Here is a 15,398-nt window from a genome sequence, read left to right on the forward strand (position 1 = left end):
GATTACCGCGGCCCAGGCAGGAGGCGGGTCAGGCGTCCAGCGAGCTCATCACGTGCTTGATCCTGGTGTAGTCCTCGAACCCGTACATGGACAGGTCCTTGCCGTAGCCGGAGTGCTTGAACCCGCCGTGCGGCATCTCGGAGACGAACGGGATGTGCGTGTTGATCCAGACCACGCCGAAGTCGAGCCCCTTGGACATCCGCAGGGCCGTCCCGTGGTCCTTGGTCCAGACGGAGCTCGCCAGCGCGTACTGCACGCCGTTCGCGAGGATCAGCGCCTCGGCCTCGTCGCGGAACGTCTGCACCGTGATGACCGGACCGAAGATCTCGGTCTGGATCGCCTCGTCGTCCTGGTGCAGGCCGTCCACCACGGTGGCCTCGTGGAAGTACCCGTGGGTACCGACGCGACCGCCACCGACCACGATCTCGGCGTGGTCCGGCAACCGGTCGAGGAAGCCCTGCACGCGGTCGAGCTGGGCCGCGTTGTTGAGCGGACCGAACGCGACCGCCGGGTCGTCGGGCATCCCGGTGCGCTGGCCACGTGCCTGCTCCGCGAGCGCGGCGACGAACTCGTCGTGCACCGAGGCCTGCACGAGGATGCGCGTCGCGGCCGTGCAGTCCTGCCCCGCGTTGAAGTAGCCGCCGAGGGCGATCGCCTCCGCCGCCGCCGCGAGGTCCGCGTCGGCGAACACGACGACCGGCGCCTTGCCGCCCAGCTCGAGGTGGACCCGCTTGACGTCGCGCGCGGCGCTGCCGGCGACCTCCATCCCCGCACGCACGGACCCGGTGATCGACACCATCCCGGGGACGGGGTGGTCGACGAGCGCGCGACCCGAGTCACGGTCGCCGCACACGACGTTGAAGGTGCCTTCTGGCAGGAACTCCGCGGCGACCTCGGCGAGCAGGAGCGTCGAGGCGGGCGTGGTGTCCGACGGCTTGAGGACCACGGCGTTCCCGGCCGCGAGCGCCGGGGCGATCTTCCAGACCGCCATCATCAGGGGGTAGTTCCAGGGGGTGACCTGGGCACACACGCCGATCGGCTCGCGCCGGACGTACGACGTGAATCCCCGCATGTACTCACCGGCGGACGCCCCCTCGAGGATCCGCGCCGCACCGGCGAAGAACCGGAGCTGGTCGCCGCAGAGCGGGACCTCCTCGGTGGCCGTCAGACCGAGTGGCTTCCCGGTGTCCTTCGACTCGACGTCGACGAACTCCTGGGCCCGTGCGTCGATCGCGTCGGCGAACCGCAGCAGGGCGAGCTGGCGCTCTCCCGGCGTGGTCTCACGCCAGACCTCGAAGGCCGACGACGCGGCGCGCATCGCCGCGTCGACATCGGCGGCGCCCGACACCGGTGCGGTCGCGTAGGCCTCACCGGTCGTCGGATCGATGACCTCCGACGTCCGTCCCTCGGCGGCGGGTACATGCCTGCCGCCGATGAAGTTCTCGAACCTGAGCAGGGATGTGCTGGCCTCGGCCACGGCTGGCTCCTTCGTGACGGTCCTACGGGGATCCTCTGGCGGGTCGTGCGGCAGCGCACTCGGGGCGTCTTTGCCCCGCTGTCAGCAGGTTAACGCCGATCTCGCCGAAATCAACGGTTGAAACGAAGAAGTTACATGGATTTCGCAGTTCCATCGGCCCGGTTCGACGGAATCGCTTGCGCAGCGAACCTCTCCGAGGCACCATCAAGCGGTGAAGCCACGCCACAACGGGACCACGCCCCCCGCGCTCGACGACGTCTCGAAGGCGATCGTCGAACAGCTCCAGGAGGATGGTCGCCGACCATACGCCACCATCGGTCGAGCGGTCGGGCTCTCGGAGGCCGCCGTCCGACAACGGGTCCAGCGCCTGATCGACACGGGCGTCATGCAGATCGTCGCGGTCACCGACCCGACCCAGGTGGGCTTCTCCCGCCAGGCGATGATCGGCATCCGCGCCTCCGGGGACCTGCGCACGCTGGCCGACTCCCTGGCTGCTCTCGCGGAGGTCGACTACGTCGTCATCTGCGCCGGCGGCTTCGACCTGCTGATCGAGGTCGTCTGCGAGGACGACGCCCACCTCCTCGAGGTCCTCGACGAGCGGGTGCGGTCGCTCCCCGGCGTCCAGGCGACCGAGACGTTCGTCTACCTCAAGCTCCGCAAGCAGCTCTACAACTGGGGGACCAGATGAGTACCAGCCCGTCCGCGCACGCCGGCACGACGCCGTTCGGTACCCCCCGGCCGCAGGCCGCGCGGGACCACCTGTGGGGGCACTTCACGCGTCAGAGCGTCTGGGAGACGAGCGACGTCCCGACGATCGTCCGCGGGGAAGGGCACCACATCTGGGACGACGCCGGCCGACGCTACATCGACGGACTGTCGGGGCTGTTCGTCGTGCAGGCGGGCCACGGCCGGGTCGAGCTCGCCGAGCGCGCCCGCGAGCAGGCGTCCGAGCTCGCGTTCTTCCCGCTGTGGTCCTACGCGCACCCGCAGGCGATCGACCTTGCGGAGCGCCTCGCGCACCACGCCCCCGGCGACCTCAACCGGGTCTTCTTCACGACCGGTGGCGGCGAGGCCGTCGAGACCGCGTGGAAGCTCGCCAAGCAGTACTGGAAGCTCATGGGCCAGCCGACCAAGTACAAGGTCATCTCGCGGGCCGTCGCCTACCACGGCACCCCGCAGGGCGCCCTGTCCATCACCGGGATCCCCGGCATGAAGGCCCCGTTCGAGCCGCTCGTGCCCGGCGCGCACAAGGTGCCCAACACGAACATCTACCGAGGACCGGAGGAGCTGCGCCACGACCCGAAGGCCTTCGGCCTGTGGGCAGCGAACCGGATCGAGGAGGCCATCGAGTTCGAGGGCGCCGAGACCGTCGCAGCGGTGTTCCTCGAGCCGGTGCAGAACTCCGGCGGGTGCTTCCCGCCGCCGCCGGGGTACTTCGAGCGCGTACGGGAGATCTGCGACGCTCACGACGTCCTCCTCGTCTCCGACGAGACGATCTGCGCCTTCGGCCGCATCGGCGAGATCTTCGCGTGCAACGACTACGGGTACGTCCCGGACATGATCACGTGCGCCAAGGGCCTGACGTCGGGCTACTCGCCGATCGGCGCGATGATCGCGTCCGACCGGCTGTTCGAGCCGTTCCGCCACGGGTCGACGACCTTCTACCACGGGTACACGTTCGGCGGTCACCCGGTGTCCGCCGCTGTCGCGATGGCGAACCTCGACATCTTCGAGCGCGAGAAGCTGACCGACCGCGTGCACGAGAACGGGCCGATCTTCCGTCGGACGCTCGAGAAGCTCCTCGACCTGCCGATCGTCGGCGACGTCCGCGGGGACGGCTACTTCTACGGGATCGAGCTCGTCAAGGACAAGGTGACGCGCGAGACGTTCGACGACGACGAGAGCGAGCGCCTGCTCCGCGGGTTCCTCTCCAAGGCGCTGTTCGACGCCGGCCTGTACTGCCGTGCGGACGACCGCGGTGACCCGGTGGTCCAGCTCGCACCGCCGCTGACCTGCGGTCCGGCGGAGTTCGACGAGATCGAGCAGATCCTCCGGTCGGTGCTCACCGAGGCGTGGTCACGCCTGTGACGCGTCACTCCCGGACGCCGACCCACGTGGTCGGCGGCAACCGGCCGTACTCGACGCTCTCGCTCTGGTTCGACCAGCGTGCGGGCGACGGCGACCTGCTCGTCCCGCGTGCCCCGCTCGACGGGGACACCGAGGCCGACGTCGTGATCGTCGGCGCCGGGTTCACCGGGCTGTGGACCGCGTACTACCTGACCGAGCTCGACCCGGGCCTCCAGGTGGTCGTGGTCGAGCAGGAGATCGCCGGCTTCGGTGCGAGCGGGCGCAACGGCGGGTGGTGCTCGGCGCTGCTGCCCACCTCTGCCGCGGCCATCGCACGCGAGCACGGCCTCCAGGCGGCCCGGGCGATGCGCTCGGCCATGCGGGACGCGGTGGTCGAGGTCGGTGGCGTCGCCGCCGCCGAGGGGATCGCGTGCGACTTCGCCATCGGTGGCACGGTGCAGCTCGCGCGGTCCGAGGCCCAGCTCGCACGCGCCCGCGCCGAGGCGGCCGAGGCCGCCATCTGGGGGGACGAGGTCACGCTGCTCGACATCGAGGCCACGCGCGAGCACGTGCGCGCGGCAGGGGCGATCGGTGCGTCGTTCACCCCCGACTGCGCGCGCCTGCACCCCGGCCGTCTCGTGAGGTCGCTCGCCGACGTCGTCGAGCAGCGCGGGGTACGGATCGTCGAGGGCACGCGCGCCCTGCGGTTGTCGCCGCGCGCGGTCGTCACGGACCACGGGACCGTCCGGGCGCAGCACGTCATCCGCGCGACCGAGGCGTGGACCTCGCAGCTGCCGGGCAGCGAGCGCGACGTGGTGCCCGTGTACTCGCTGATGGTCGCGACCGAGCCGTTGCCCGCCGAGGTGTGGGAGCAGATCGGGCTGGCTCGCGGTGAGACGTTCTCCGACCACCGCCACCTGATCATCTATGGCCAGCGAACCGCCGACGACCGTCTCGCGTTCGGCGGGCGCGGTGCCCCCTACCACCGCGGGTCACGGATCCACGCGGACTTCGACCAGGACCCGCAGGTGTTCGCCCACCTGCGCAGCACGCTGGTCGATCTCTTCCCGGACGTGGCCGACGCGGAGATCACGCACCGCTGGGGCGGACCGCTCGGGATCGCGCGGGACTGGCACGCCTCGGTCGGTCTGGACCCGACGACGGGGATCGGCTGGGCCGGCGGGTACGTCGGCGACGGTGTCGCGACGTCCAACCTCGCAGGTCGGACGCTGGCGGACCTCGTCCTCGGTCAGGACACCCCGCTGACGCACCTGCCATGGGTCGGGCACCGGTCCCCTGCGTGGGAGCCCGAACCCCTGCGGTGGACCGGGATCAACCTGGGCCTGCGGGTCGCGACGGCGGCCGATGCCGAGGAGCGAGCCACCGGACGTGCGAGCGTGCTCGCGCGTGGCCTCGGCAGGCTCACCGGCGGGTAGCGGTTCGGCAGGCTCGCCGGTGACACAGCGCCGCGGGACGGACCGGCTCGGCTCACACCCGGGCGAGGAACTCCTGGGCGGTCGTCCTCGCCCAGGTCTCCGCGGCGAGCACCTCGGCAAGGCCCGCCCCGGAGGCCTCGTGCCGCTCGAGGACGCGTGCCACCGTGTCGACGATGTCGAGGAAGCCGATCCGGCCGGCGAGGAAGGCCGCCACGCACTCCTCGTTGGCCGCGTTGTACACCGCAGGATGGGTGGGCGAGGCCGCCAGAGCGGCCCGCGCGAGAGCGACCGCAGGGAAGGCCTCCTCGTCGAGCGGCTCGAACGTCCAGCTCGTCGCTGTCGTCCAGTCGCACGGCGGGACGACAGGGTCGAGCCGGTCGGGCCAGGACAGCCCGAGGGCGATCGGCAGCCGCATGTCCGGCGGGGACGCCTGCGCGATCGTCGAGCCGTCGACGAACTCGACCATCGAGTGGACCACCGACTGCGGATGGACGACGACCTGGATGTCCGCGGCCGGCACCCCGAAGAGCAGGTGCGCCTCGATCAGCTCGAGACCCTTGTTCATGAGCGTCGCCGAGTTGATCGTCACGACCGGCCCCATCGACCAGGTGGGGTGCGCCAACGCCTCCTGCGGGGTGACAGGCTTGAGCTCGTCGCGCATCCGCCCGCGGAAAGGGCCTCCGGAGGCGGTGAGGATCAACCGTCTGACCTCGGTCGCCCCGGTCGAGCCCCGGCGCAGGTCGTGACGGCCGGACCGCAGCGCCTGGGCGATCGCCGAGTGCTCGGAGTCGACCGGCACGATCTGGTCGTCCCGGACCATCGCGGCGTGCACCAGGGCGCCGCCGACCACCAGCGACTCCTTGTTCGCGAGCGCGAGGGTCGACCCGGCAGCGAGAGCCGCCAACGTGGGTCCGAGCCCGACGGACCCGGTGATGCCGTTGAGCACGACGTCGGCACCACGACCGGCCAGCTCGGTCGCGGCGGTGGCACCGGAGAGAATCGCGACGTCGGCGGCACCACGACCGGACAGGGCCTCGCGCAGGCGTGGCACGCTGCGGGCGTCGGCGATCGCCACCGTCGTGACGCCGAGCACGGCGGCCTGGTGGGCGAGAGCCTCGGGGTCCGCTCCCCCGGCACTGAGACCGGTGACCCGGAACCTCTCCGGATGACGCGTGACGACATCGATGGCCTGGGTCCCGATCGACCCCGTGGACCCGAGCAGGGTGACGGTGCGTTGACTCACCCCGTCAGTCTGCCTGCCCGGGGTCCCGGCGTGCACACGACGGTGCCCTCACGTCGCGGCTCACCCGTGACAGACTCGCGCCATGGCCCCCGGTCACCGCGCAGGTTCCTCGACCCGGTTGCTGATCCTGGGGTGCGTGCGCCTCTTCCAGCCGGTCCACGGCTACTTCATCCGTCGTGAGCTGCTGTCCTGGCACGTCGACGACTGGGCGTTCGTGCACCCGGGGTCGATCTACAACGCGTTGCGATCGCTGACGTCCCAAGGCCTGCTCGAGGAGGTCCGCACATCGGCGGGCGGCGCCCGGCCGGCGCGGACGTCGTACCAGCTCACCGACGCGGGCGAGTCGATGTTCGGCGTCCTCCTTCGCGACTCACTATCCGACCCCGACGACGCGATCGCCTTCCTCGTCGCGGTGAACTTCGCCCCGTCCCTCTCACGGGACGAGGTCGTCACGCTGGTCGGCGAGCACGCCGACGGCCTCCGTGCGCAGGTCGAGGCCGCCCCGGCCGCTCTCGCCGCCTTCCTCGCGCGACGGGACTCGCCGCCCTCGGCGTCCGAGACGCTGCGCCTGCTCGCGGCACGATCCGCCGGTGAGCTCTCCTGGTGCGAGGAGTACCTCGCGCGGGTCCGCTCCGGTGCGTACGCCTTCTTCGGCGAGGAGCCCGACTGGGTCCCGTCGGAGGAGCAGGTCGCCGAGGCGGTCGCCGCCGGCGCCGGCGGAGGCATGCGCGACGTCCGCGCCGCGGAGAACGGTGCGACGGGGACCGGAACGCGACAGCACGGTGCCGAAGCCGGGATGAACGACCTCCCCGAACCGGACGGGTCAGACGACCCACACGGCAAAGACGCGTAATAGTCAACCTTGACGAGTAATAGTCGTCGCTGAATACTGGTGCCCTCACGAAAGGAGCCCCGGATGATCCACGCACGCGGCCTGGCCCGCACCTTCCGCACCCGCCGAGGAGACGTCGACGCGGTGCGCGGCGTCGACCTGGACGTCCAGCCCGAGGAGATCGTCGGGTTCCTCGGCCCCAACGGCGCCGGCAAGACGACCACCCTCCGCATGCTCACGACCCTCCTCGAGCCGACCCGCGGCGAGGCGACGGTCGCCGGACTCGACCTCCGCCGGGACCCCGCCGGCGTGCGTCGCCGTATCGGGTACGTCGCCCAGTCGGGCTCGACCTCCGGGAACGCCCGTGCGGGTGAAGAGGTCGTCGACCACGCCCTGCTCTACGGCGAGGACAAGGCCGTCGCGACCGCCCGCGGCAAGGAGCTCTTCGAGCAGCTGGACCTGGACGGGCTCTGGGACCGCACGTGCTCGTCGCTCTCCGGCGGGCAGCGCCGCAGGCTCGACATCGCGATGGGGCTCGTGCACGTCCCCCGACTCGTGTTCCTCGACGAGCCGACCACCGGGCTCGACCCCCAGGCGCGCGCGAACCTCTGGGAGCACGTCCGCGCCCTGCGCGACGACCGCGGAAGCACCGTGTTCCTGACGACGCACTACCTCGACGAGGCCGACGCCCTGTGCGACCGCATCCTCGTGATCGACCACGGCACGATCGTCGCCGAGGGCAGCCCGGACGAGCTCAAGCGGCGCGTCTCGGGCGACGCCGTCATCCTCACCGTCGCCCAGCACGCAGACCTCGCCCGAGCCGAGGCCGCTGCGGCAGCCCTCCCCGGCGCGACCCTCGTCGGCACCAAGGACCGCACCATCGTCGTCCGCGTCCCCGCCGGCGCGACCCTGCTCGCCGGGCTGCTGCGATCCCTCGACCACGACGGCGTCGCACTCGACTCGGTCGAGCTCCGCCGCCCGACCCTCGACGACGTCTTCCTCACCCTGACCGGCCGTTCGCTGCGCGACGGCGAGACCGCCCCCACCCCTGCCGGAGCCACCGCATGACGACCACCGACTCGCTCGCACGCACCCGCAGCACCTTCGTCCACGACACCCTGGTGGTCTTCCGCCGCGCGATGCGGCTCTCGCTGAGGAACCCGGTCTGGACAGTCATGGGACTGGCTCAACCGATCCTGTACCTGACGCTCTTCGGGCCGCTGCTCGAGCCGCTCAAGGCACAGCTCGGCGTCGGCAACGCCTACCAGTTCTTCGTCCCGGGGCTCCTCGTGCAGCTCGGGATGTTCGGCGCGATGTTCGTCGGCTTCGGGCTCATCGCCGAGTGGCGTGACGGGGTCATCGAGTCCGAGCGCGTGACGCCCGCGCCCCGGTCGGCCCTCGTGCTCGGGCGTGTCCTGCGAGACGTCGCGGTGATCGCGGTCCAGGGCACCGTGCTGTGCGCCGTGGGCTTCCTCCTCGGGCTCCGGGCGCCCCTCCTCGGGATCGTGATCGGTGTGCTCTCGGCAGCGCTGCTGGGGGCGGCCTTCGCCTCGGCGTCGTACGCGGTGGCCCTCACGGTCAAGAGCGAGGACGCCCTCGCGCCGCTGCTGAACGGCATCGCGCTGCCGCTCCTGCTCCTGTCCGGGATCCTGCTGCCCATCGTCTCGCCGGCGTGGCTCAAGCACGTGAGCGACGCGAACCCGCTCAAGCACGTGGTCGACGGGATCCGTGCCGAGTTCCTGGGCCACCTGACGTCCGCCGAGTCGCTCTGGGGCTACGCGGTCACGATCGGGCTGGTGATCCTCGGTGTGTGGTTCGGGACACGCACGTTCCGGCGCGAGAACAGCTGAGAGATCAGGCCGGGCTCACTCCACGCCAAGCAGGACCTCGATCGCACGCGCGCAGAACGCATCGACCGGTCCCTCGGCGTATCCCCTCGCCCCGTGGCGTCGCCGGAACGTCGAGGAACGGATCTCGTGCGCGGTGAGCGGGTCACCGTGGTCGAAGTAGGCCGTGAGCCGGTGGCACAGCGCGTCGACGTCGTCCATGTCGTACCCGAGGTGGCCAGGCTGGGCCGGGGCGAACCGTTGCCGCTCGGGCCGGCCCAGCCGCCCGTAGAGCGACCGGGCCTGCTCGGCGAGGTGGTTCATCCACGCCTGCTGCCCCTCCGCCGCCAGCTTCTGGGCACGCGCCCGGGCCACGAACGCCGCCTCGAGGCGATCGAGCGCCGCGTCGACCGCGGCCGTCGAGTAGCCTCCCCGCACCAGGTCGAACGCGGCGAGCCGGACGTCGTGACCCGACAGGTCCCCCGCGACACCGTTCTCGTAGACCTCGCGCGCGTGGTCGAAGAACTCGTCGACGTCCTCGGGCGCGTAGCCGGTGCGCAGCCGCGACACGGTACGGAACATCCCCGCCATCATTCCTCCTCCGCGGCCAGCTGGCCGCACGCCCCATCGATGTCGCTCCCACGTGTGTCCCGCACCGTCGTCGGGATCCCATGGGCCCGAAGACGCTCCACGAAGACCCGCTCGACAGCAGGATCGCTCGCCGTCCAGATCGACCCGGGGGTCGGGTTCAACGGGATCGGGTTCACGTGCACCCATCCCCGCCCCCGGGCGTTCAGCTTGGTCCCGAGCAGGTCCGCACGCCAGGCGTGGTCGTTCATGTCCTTGATCAGCGCGTACTCGATCGACACCCGGCGACCGGTGACCTCGAAGTAGTTCCGTGCCGAGTCGAGCGCCTCGTCGACGCTCCATCGCGTGTTGACGGGCACGAGCTCGCTCCGGAGCTCGTCGTCGGGCGCGTGCAGCGAGAGCGCCAACGTGACCGGGATGCCCTCCTGCGCGAGCCTGTCCATCGCAGGAACGAGCCCCACGGTCGACACGGTGATGTTCCGCGCCGACATCCCGAAGCCGTCAGGCGCCGGGGCGACGAGCCGACGGACCGTCTCCATCACGGCGCGGTAGTTCGCGAGGGGCTCACCCATCCCCATGAAGACGACGTTGCTCAGCCGCGCCGGTCCACCCGGGATGTCACCGTCCGCGAGCGAGCGGGCCGCCGAGCGCACCTGCTCCACGATCTCTGCGGTCGACAGGTTCCGCGTCAGTCCAAGCTGCCCGGTCGCGCAGAACGGGCACGCCATGCCACAGCCCGCCTGGCTCGAGACGCACAACGTCGTCCGGTTCGGGTACCGCATGAGGACCGACTCGACCTTCGCCGCGTCGAACAGGTGCCACAGCGTCTTGACGGTGGTCCCGGCGTCGGCGGTGAGGGTGCGCGCAGCGGTCAGCAGGTTCGGGAAGAGCTCAGCCACGAGCGTGGTGCGGGTGGCGAGCGGGAGGTCGGTCATCTCAGCCGCGTCGGCGGTCAGGTGGGTGAAGTAGTGCGTCGCGAGCTGCTTGGTCCGGAAGGGCTTCTCCCCGAGCTCGGCGACCGCAGCGGCCCGCTGCTCCGGCGTCAGGTCGACGAAGTGACGTGGCGGTTTGCCACGGGCGCCCCGCGTCGACGTGGAGAAGCTCAACGGGACGGGACCCCCGCCGTCGATCGGCACCGGGCGCACCTGTCGCGCACGCGCGGCCGCGCGTCCGGCCGGCGTGCGAGGGCTGCCCCCGCTCGGTGCGGCGGATCGTTCGGGCGTGGGAGGTGCTGTCGGCTCAGGCATCAGGTCCAGGATCCCATGACTCAGTCCCCGACCGGCAGGGCTGCCATGAGGATGACGTACACGACCGGGGCGGTGAGCAGCAACGAGTCCAGCCGATCGAGCACGCCGCCGTGCCCCGGGAGCAGGCTCCCCATGTCCTTGAGCTCGAGGTCGCGCTTGAGAAGCGACTCGGACAGGTCGCCGACCGTAGCGGTCACCACCGTCGCCAGTCCGAGGAGCACCCCGATCGCCGGCCCCTGCTTGAAGAGCACCATGACGCCCACGACACCGACGACGACAGCCAGGACCACCGAACCGACGAGACCCTCCCAGGTCTTCTTCGGGCTGACCGACGGGGCCAGCGGGTGGCGGCCGATGAGCACGCCGAACGTGTAGCCGCCGACGTCGCTCGCGACGGCGAGCAGGACGAACAGCGCGACGCGACGCTCGCCATCCGCCATGGACAGCATCAGCATCACGAAGCCGGCGAGGAACGGCAGGTACGCCGCAGCGAACGTCCCTGCGGTCGCGTCGCGCAGCGCCGACTCGCCGCTGCCGTCGAGGACGCGCCAGATGACCACACCGCCGGCCGTGAGCATCGTCGAGACCAGGAGCGCCTCGGCACCGGCCGTGTATGCGGACACCAGGACGCCGGCTGCGCCCACCAGGAGCGGCAGCAGCGGGAGGTGGATGCCCCGCCGGGCGACGGCCTGAGCGAGCTCCCACAACGCCGCACCGACGGCGAGGATCGCGAAGACGACGAAGAGCTCCTTGCGGAACACCAAGGTCGCGGCGACCGCCGCCAGCAGGCCGACGCCGACGAGGACCGCGACCGGGAGGTTGCGGCCCGCCCGTGGCATCGGGTGCGACTCGTGGCCGACGTCGTCGGCGTGGACCAGGTCAGTCATCAGACCTCGAGCAGCTCGCTCTCCTTGGCGAGGAGCACGGTGTCGATCACGTCGATGTGGCGCTTGGTCACGGCCTCGAGCTCCTTCTCGGCGCGCGCGACCTCGTCTTCGCCGGCCTCGCCGTCCTTCGAGATGCGGTCGAGCTCGTCCTTGGCGCGTCGGCGGATGTTGCGGACCGAGATGCGCGCGTCCTCCGCCTTCGCCTTCGCGAGCTTGACGAAGTCCTTGCGGCGTTCCTCGGTGAGGGCCGGCAGCACCACCCGGATGACGTTGCCGTCGTTGGTCGGGTTGACGCCGAGGTCCGAGTCGCGCAGGGCCTTCTCGATCCCCACGCTCGCGGACTTGTCGAACGGCGAGATGAGGATCGTGCGCGCCTCAGGGGTGTTGAACGACGCCAGCTGCTGCAGCGGTGTCGGCGAGCCGTAGTAGTCGACGAAGATCTTGGCGAACATCGCCGCACTCGCCCGTCCGGTCCTGATCGACGCGAAGTCCTCCTTCGCCACCTCGATCGCCTTGTTCATCTTCTCCTCAGCCTCGAGGAGGGTCTCGTCGATCACGTGTGCTCCTTCATCGTCGTCTCGTCCGCCGTCAGCGCGCCGGGCCGGGCAGCCGTCACCAGCGTGCCGATCTTCTCACCCAGGAGGGCCCGTGTGACGTTCCCACCCTCGCTCATCCCGAACACCCGCATGCGCACGCCGTTGTCCATGCACAGGCTGAAGGCCGTCGCGTCCACGACGCGCAGCCCCTCCACGAGCGCCTCGGTGTAGGTCACGTGATCCAGCCGGCGAGCCTGCGGATCGAGGTGAGGGTCAGCCGTGTAGACGCCATCGACGCCGTTCTTGCCCATCAGGACCTCGTCGCAGTGCGTCTCGAGCGCTCGCTGCACGGCCACCGTGTCGGTGGAGAAGTACGGCATCCCCGCACCGGCGCCGAAGATCACGACGCGCCCCTTCTCCATGTGTCGGATCGCGCGGAGCGGGATGTAGGGCTCGGCGACCTGCCCCATGGTGATGGCGGTCTGCACCCGGGTGCTCACGCCGGCCTGCTCGAGGAAGTCCTGCAGCGCCAGACAGTTCATGACCGTACCGAGCATGCCCATGTAGTCCGCACGCGCACGGTCGAGCCCACGCTGGGAGAGCTCGGCCCCGCGGAAGAAGTTCCCGCCGCCGACCACGATCGCAACCTGGACCCCGGCGCGCACCGCATCCGCGATCTCGGCGGCGACCCGCTGGACGACGTCGGGCGCGAGTCCGATCGCACCGCCGCCGAACGTCTCGCCCGAGAGCTTGAGCAGGACCCGTCGCGCCGGCGCGACCCCGTCGTGCGACTTGCCGCTCCGCGATGCTTCAGGATCCTGGCTCATCTGCTCTCCTCGCCGGTACGGGTGACGCTGGTGGTGCGCCGGTGGCCTCGACCCCGCAGGGTCGAGGCCACCGGCTGGGTCGACGCCTCAGGCGCCGACGCGGTACCGCACGAAGCCCGTCGCGGTCCCGCCGACCTCGGCGAGGACCTGCGCGACCGACTTCTTCGGGTCCTTCGCGAACGCCTGGTCCACCAGGACGTTCTCCTTGAAGAACCCGTTGAGGCGCCCTTCGACGATCTTCGTGAGAGCGGCCTCGGGCTTGCCCTCGTTCTTCGCCGTCTCCTCGGCGATGTGACGCTCCGAGGCCACGATCTCCTCCGGGACGTCGGTGCGCGAGAGGTACACCGGCGAGTACGCCGCGATGTGCATCGCGATGTCCTTCGCCACGGGTGCTCCGGCGGCGTCGGTCGCGACGAGGACGCCGACCTGCGGCGGGAGGTCCTTGTTCACCTTGTGCAGGTAGACCGTGACCTTCTCGCCCGCCACCCGGTCGACCCGCCGGACGACGATGCGCTCGCCGAGCGTCGCAGCCGTCTCGTCGACGACCGTCTGCAGCGGCGTGCCGTCGACGTCGGCTGCGAGCAGCGTCGCGGCGTCTGCCGCACCCGAGGCGACCGCCGTGGCGAGCACCGTCTCGGCGAGCGCGACGAACGCCGGGCTCTTCGCCACGAAGTCGGTCTCGGAGTTGACCTCGATCAGCACGCCGACCTCGCCCAGGCCGTCGGCAGCCGGGATGATCTGCGCCGCCACGAGGCCGTCGGAGGCCGCGCGGTTCTCGCGCTTGCTGACGCCCTTGAGGCCCTTGACGCGGATGATCTCCAGCGCCTTGTCGGCGTTGCCGTCAGCCTCGTCGAGCGCCTTCTTGACGTCGAGCATGCCGGCACCGGTGCGCTCACGGAGCGCCTTGATGTCAGCGGCGGTGTAGTTCGCCATTACGGTGTCCGTCCTTCGTCAGTTCGCGTGGTCGTCGGTCCGGGTCACTCGGACGCGGGACCGGCTTCGGTGGTCTCGGCGGCAGCAGCGACCTCGGTGGTCGCCTCGGCGGCAGGAACCTCGGTGGTCGCCTCGGCGGCAGGAACCTCGGTGGTCGCCTCGGCGGCAGGGGCCTCGGTGGCCTCGACCGCGACGGGTGCCTCGGCGGCAGGAGCCTCCGTGGCAGGCGCCTCTGCGACAGGTGCCTCGGCAGGAGCCTCCGTAGCCTCCGAACCTGCGAGGAGCTCACGCTCCCACTCGGCAAGCGGCTCGGCCTCGGTGGCTGTCGCGTCGGCAGCCCCACCCGAGCGAGCGGTGTGGCGCTGGATCAGGCCCTCGGCGACGGCGTCTGCGACGACGCGCGTCAGGAGCGAGACGGCACGGATGGCGTCGTCGTTGCCCGGGATCTTGTAGTCGACGACGTCCGGGTCGCAGTTCGTGTCGAGGATCGCGACGATCGGGATCCCGAGCTTGCGCGCCTCGTCGACCGCGAGGTGCTCCTTGTTCGTGTCGACGATCCACACCGCGGACGGCACCTTGGCCATGTCGCGGATCCCGCCAAGGGTCTTCGCAAGCTTGTCGCGCTCGCGACGCATGATGAGGAGCTCCTTCTTCGTGAAGGCACTCCCGGCGACGTCGTCGAAGTCGATGAGCTCGAGCTCCTTGAGGCGCTGGAGCCGCTTGTTCACCGTCTGGAAGTTGGTGAGCATCCCACCGAGCCAGCGCTGGTTGACGTACGGCATCCCGACCCGCGCGGCCTGCTCGGCGACGGGCTCCTGCGCCTGCTTCTTCGTCCCGACGAAGAGGATGGTCCCGCCGTGCGCGACCGTCTCCTTGACGAAGTCGTACGCGCTGTCGATGTACGAGAGCGACTGCTGCAGGTCGACGATGTAGATGCCGTTGCGCTCGGTGAAGATGAAGCGCTTCATCTTGGGGTTCCAGCGACGGGTCTGGTGCCCGAAGTGGACACCGCTCTCGAGCAGCTGGCGCATGGTCACGACGGCCATGGCACGTCCTTCCGGCGCGCACCGCGAGGTGCACGCTGAGCAGCGGGCCCACTGCTGGGTCCGCGATCCGGTTGTCGGCACCGTCCGGGTGGTCGGTGCCCCTGGCGCCATGTCCGTGCTGGCGCCGGGGTGACCCGGACCGCTGCCAGCGCGAACTCTCGACCTGCTCGAAGCCAGGAGGCTGCCGGTCGGCAGTCGGTCCACGATCGCCGTGGAACCGGTGCCTCTGGGCGGCAGTCATCGAGAAGATGGCGCGCGATGTCGATCGACTGACGTCGGTCGCGGTGCACAGACTACCCGAGTTCGCGGCGGTGTCCCACCGGATCCCGCTCCCCCGGACGACCTCGCCCACCGGGGGCACCGGCCGACGGGCGAGCCGACCACAATGCGGGCCTCGCTGACGGTCGCCACCCACCGCCGGTGGAGCCCGGGAGTGACGCACACGTGGCCGCC

The 15,398-nt window shown here is 70.8% G+C and carries 15 protein-coding genes; 6 read left to right on the forward strand and 9 right to left on the reverse strand.

Features of this window, described 5'->3' with window-relative positions; genetic code table 11:
- Positions 1 to 28 precede the first annotated feature (28 nt).
- Positions 29 to 1,477, reverse strand: coding sequence for a gamma-aminobutyraldehyde dehydrogenase (locus LJB74_RS02570; protein WP_259307060.1), 1,449 nt, complete (start codon positions 1,475 to 1,477; stop codon positions 29 to 31).
- Positions 1,478 to 1,688: 211 nt separating this feature from the next.
- Between LJB74_RS02570 and LJB74_RS02575 the strand changes: the two genes are divergently transcribed.
- Genes LJB74_RS02575 through LJB74_RS02585 form a run of 3 tightly spaced genes read left to right on the forward strand, consistent with a single transcriptional unit; the run spans position 1,689 to position 4,980 of the window.
- Entirely contained in the window at positions 1,689 to 2,165 is a 477-nt protein-coding gene (locus LJB74_RS02575) for an Lrp/AsnC family transcriptional regulator (RefSeq protein WP_259307061.1), read from the forward strand.
- On the forward strand, positions 2,162 to 3,565 hold the full coding sequence (locus LJB74_RS02580; protein WP_259307062.1) for an aspartate aminotransferase family protein: 1,404 nt from the start codon (positions 2,162 to 2,164) through the stop codon (positions 3,563 to 3,565). The genes LJB74_RS02575 and LJB74_RS02580 overlap by 4 nt, the downstream gene beginning before the upstream one ends.
- A complete protein-coding gene (locus tag LJB74_RS02585; RefSeq protein ID WP_259307063.1) occupies positions 3,562 to 4,980 on the forward strand; it encodes an FAD-binding oxidoreductase in 1,419 nt (472 codons plus the stop codon). The genes LJB74_RS02580 and LJB74_RS02585 overlap by 4 nt, the downstream gene beginning before the upstream one ends.
- Before the next feature lie 52 nt (positions 4,981 to 5,032).
- Here the strand turns inward: LJB74_RS02585 and dxr are convergent, their stop codons facing one another.
- Positions 5,033 to 6,223 (reverse strand): 1-deoxy-D-xylulose-5-phosphate reductoisomerase, encoded by a 1,191-nt coding sequence (dxr, locus tag LJB74_RS02590; protein ID WP_259307064.1) that lies wholly within the window; start codon positions 6,221 to 6,223, stop codon positions 5,033 to 5,035.
- 82 nt (positions 6,224 to 6,305) lie between these two features.
- On the opposite strand from dxr, the gene LJB74_RS02595 reads away from it, so the two are divergent.
- The 3 genes from LJB74_RS02595 to LJB74_RS02605 all read left to right on the forward strand — a co-directional run bounded on the left by LJB74_RS02595 (position 6,306) and on the right by LJB74_RS02605 (position 8,905).
- On the forward strand, positions 6,306 to 7,076 hold the full coding sequence (locus tag LJB74_RS02595; RefSeq protein ID WP_259307065.1) for a PadR family transcriptional regulator: 771 nt from the start codon (positions 6,306 to 6,308) through the stop codon (positions 7,074 to 7,076).
- Positions 7,077 to 7,139: 63 nt separating this feature from the next.
- The gene (locus LJB74_RS02600) at positions 7,140 to 8,123 is read left to right on the forward strand and encodes an ATP-binding cassette domain-containing protein (protein ID WP_259307066.1); all 984 of its coding nucleotides are present in this window, start codon (positions 7,140 to 7,142) and stop codon (positions 8,121 to 8,123) included.
- A complete protein-coding gene (locus tag LJB74_RS02605) occupies positions 8,120 to 8,905 on the forward strand; it encodes an ABC transporter permease (protein WP_259307067.1) in 786 nt (261 codons plus the stop codon). The genes LJB74_RS02600 and LJB74_RS02605 overlap by 4 nt, the downstream gene beginning before the upstream one ends.
- A 15-nt stretch (positions 8,906 to 8,920) precedes the next feature.
- Here LJB74_RS02605 and LJB74_RS02610 read toward each other — a convergent pair whose 3' ends face one another.
- The 7 genes from LJB74_RS02610 to rpsB form a co-directional block, all read right to left on the reverse strand.
- On the reverse strand, positions 8,921 to 9,472 hold the full coding sequence (locus tag LJB74_RS02610; RefSeq protein ID WP_259307068.1) for a DivIVA domain-containing protein: 552 nt from the start codon (positions 9,470 to 9,472) through the stop codon (positions 8,921 to 8,923).
- Entirely contained in the window at positions 9,472 to 10,716 is a 1,245-nt protein-coding gene (gene rlmN, locus LJB74_RS02615) for a 23S rRNA (adenine(2503)-C(2))-methyltransferase RlmN (protein ID WP_396125109.1), read from the reverse strand. The genes LJB74_RS02610 and rlmN overlap by 1 nt, the downstream gene beginning before the upstream one ends.
- A 20-nt stretch (positions 10,717 to 10,736) precedes the next feature.
- Entirely contained in the window at positions 10,737 to 11,603 is an 867-nt protein-coding gene (locus tag LJB74_RS02620) for a phosphatidate cytidylyltransferase (protein ID WP_259307070.1), read from the reverse strand.
- Positions 11,603 to 12,160 (reverse strand): ribosome recycling factor, encoded by a 558-nt coding sequence (gene frr, locus LJB74_RS02625; protein ID WP_259307071.1) that lies wholly within the window; start codon positions 12,158 to 12,160, stop codon positions 11,603 to 11,605. Before frr ends, LJB74_RS02620 begins: the two co-directional genes overlap by 1 nt.
- Positions 12,157 to 12,966 carry a UMP kinase gene (gene pyrH / locus LJB74_RS02630; protein ID WP_259307072.1) on the reverse strand — a complete coding sequence of 270 codons (810 nt, stop codon included), beginning with the start codon at positions 12,964 to 12,966 and terminating at the stop codon, positions 12,157 to 12,159. The genes frr and pyrH overlap by 4 nt, the downstream gene beginning before the upstream one ends.
- Positions 12,967 to 13,053: 87 nt before the next feature.
- A complete protein-coding gene (gene tsf, locus LJB74_RS02635) occupies positions 13,054 to 13,899 on the reverse strand; it encodes a translation elongation factor Ts (protein WP_259307073.1) in 846 nt (281 codons plus the stop codon).
- 44 nt (positions 13,900 to 13,943) lie between these two features.
- Positions 13,944 to 14,945, reverse strand: a complete 1,002-nt coding sequence (gene rpsB, locus LJB74_RS02640; RefSeq protein WP_259307074.1) for a 30S ribosomal protein S2 — start codon at positions 14,943 to 14,945, stop codon at positions 13,944 to 13,946.
- Positions 14,946 to 15,398 lie beyond the last annotated feature (453 nt).

The sequence above is a fragment of the Cellulomonas sp. P24 genome (assembly GCF_024704385.1).
In the GTDB taxonomy this organism is placed as follows: Bacteria; Actinomycetota; Actinomycetes; order Actinomycetales; family Cellulomonadaceae; genus JAJDFX01.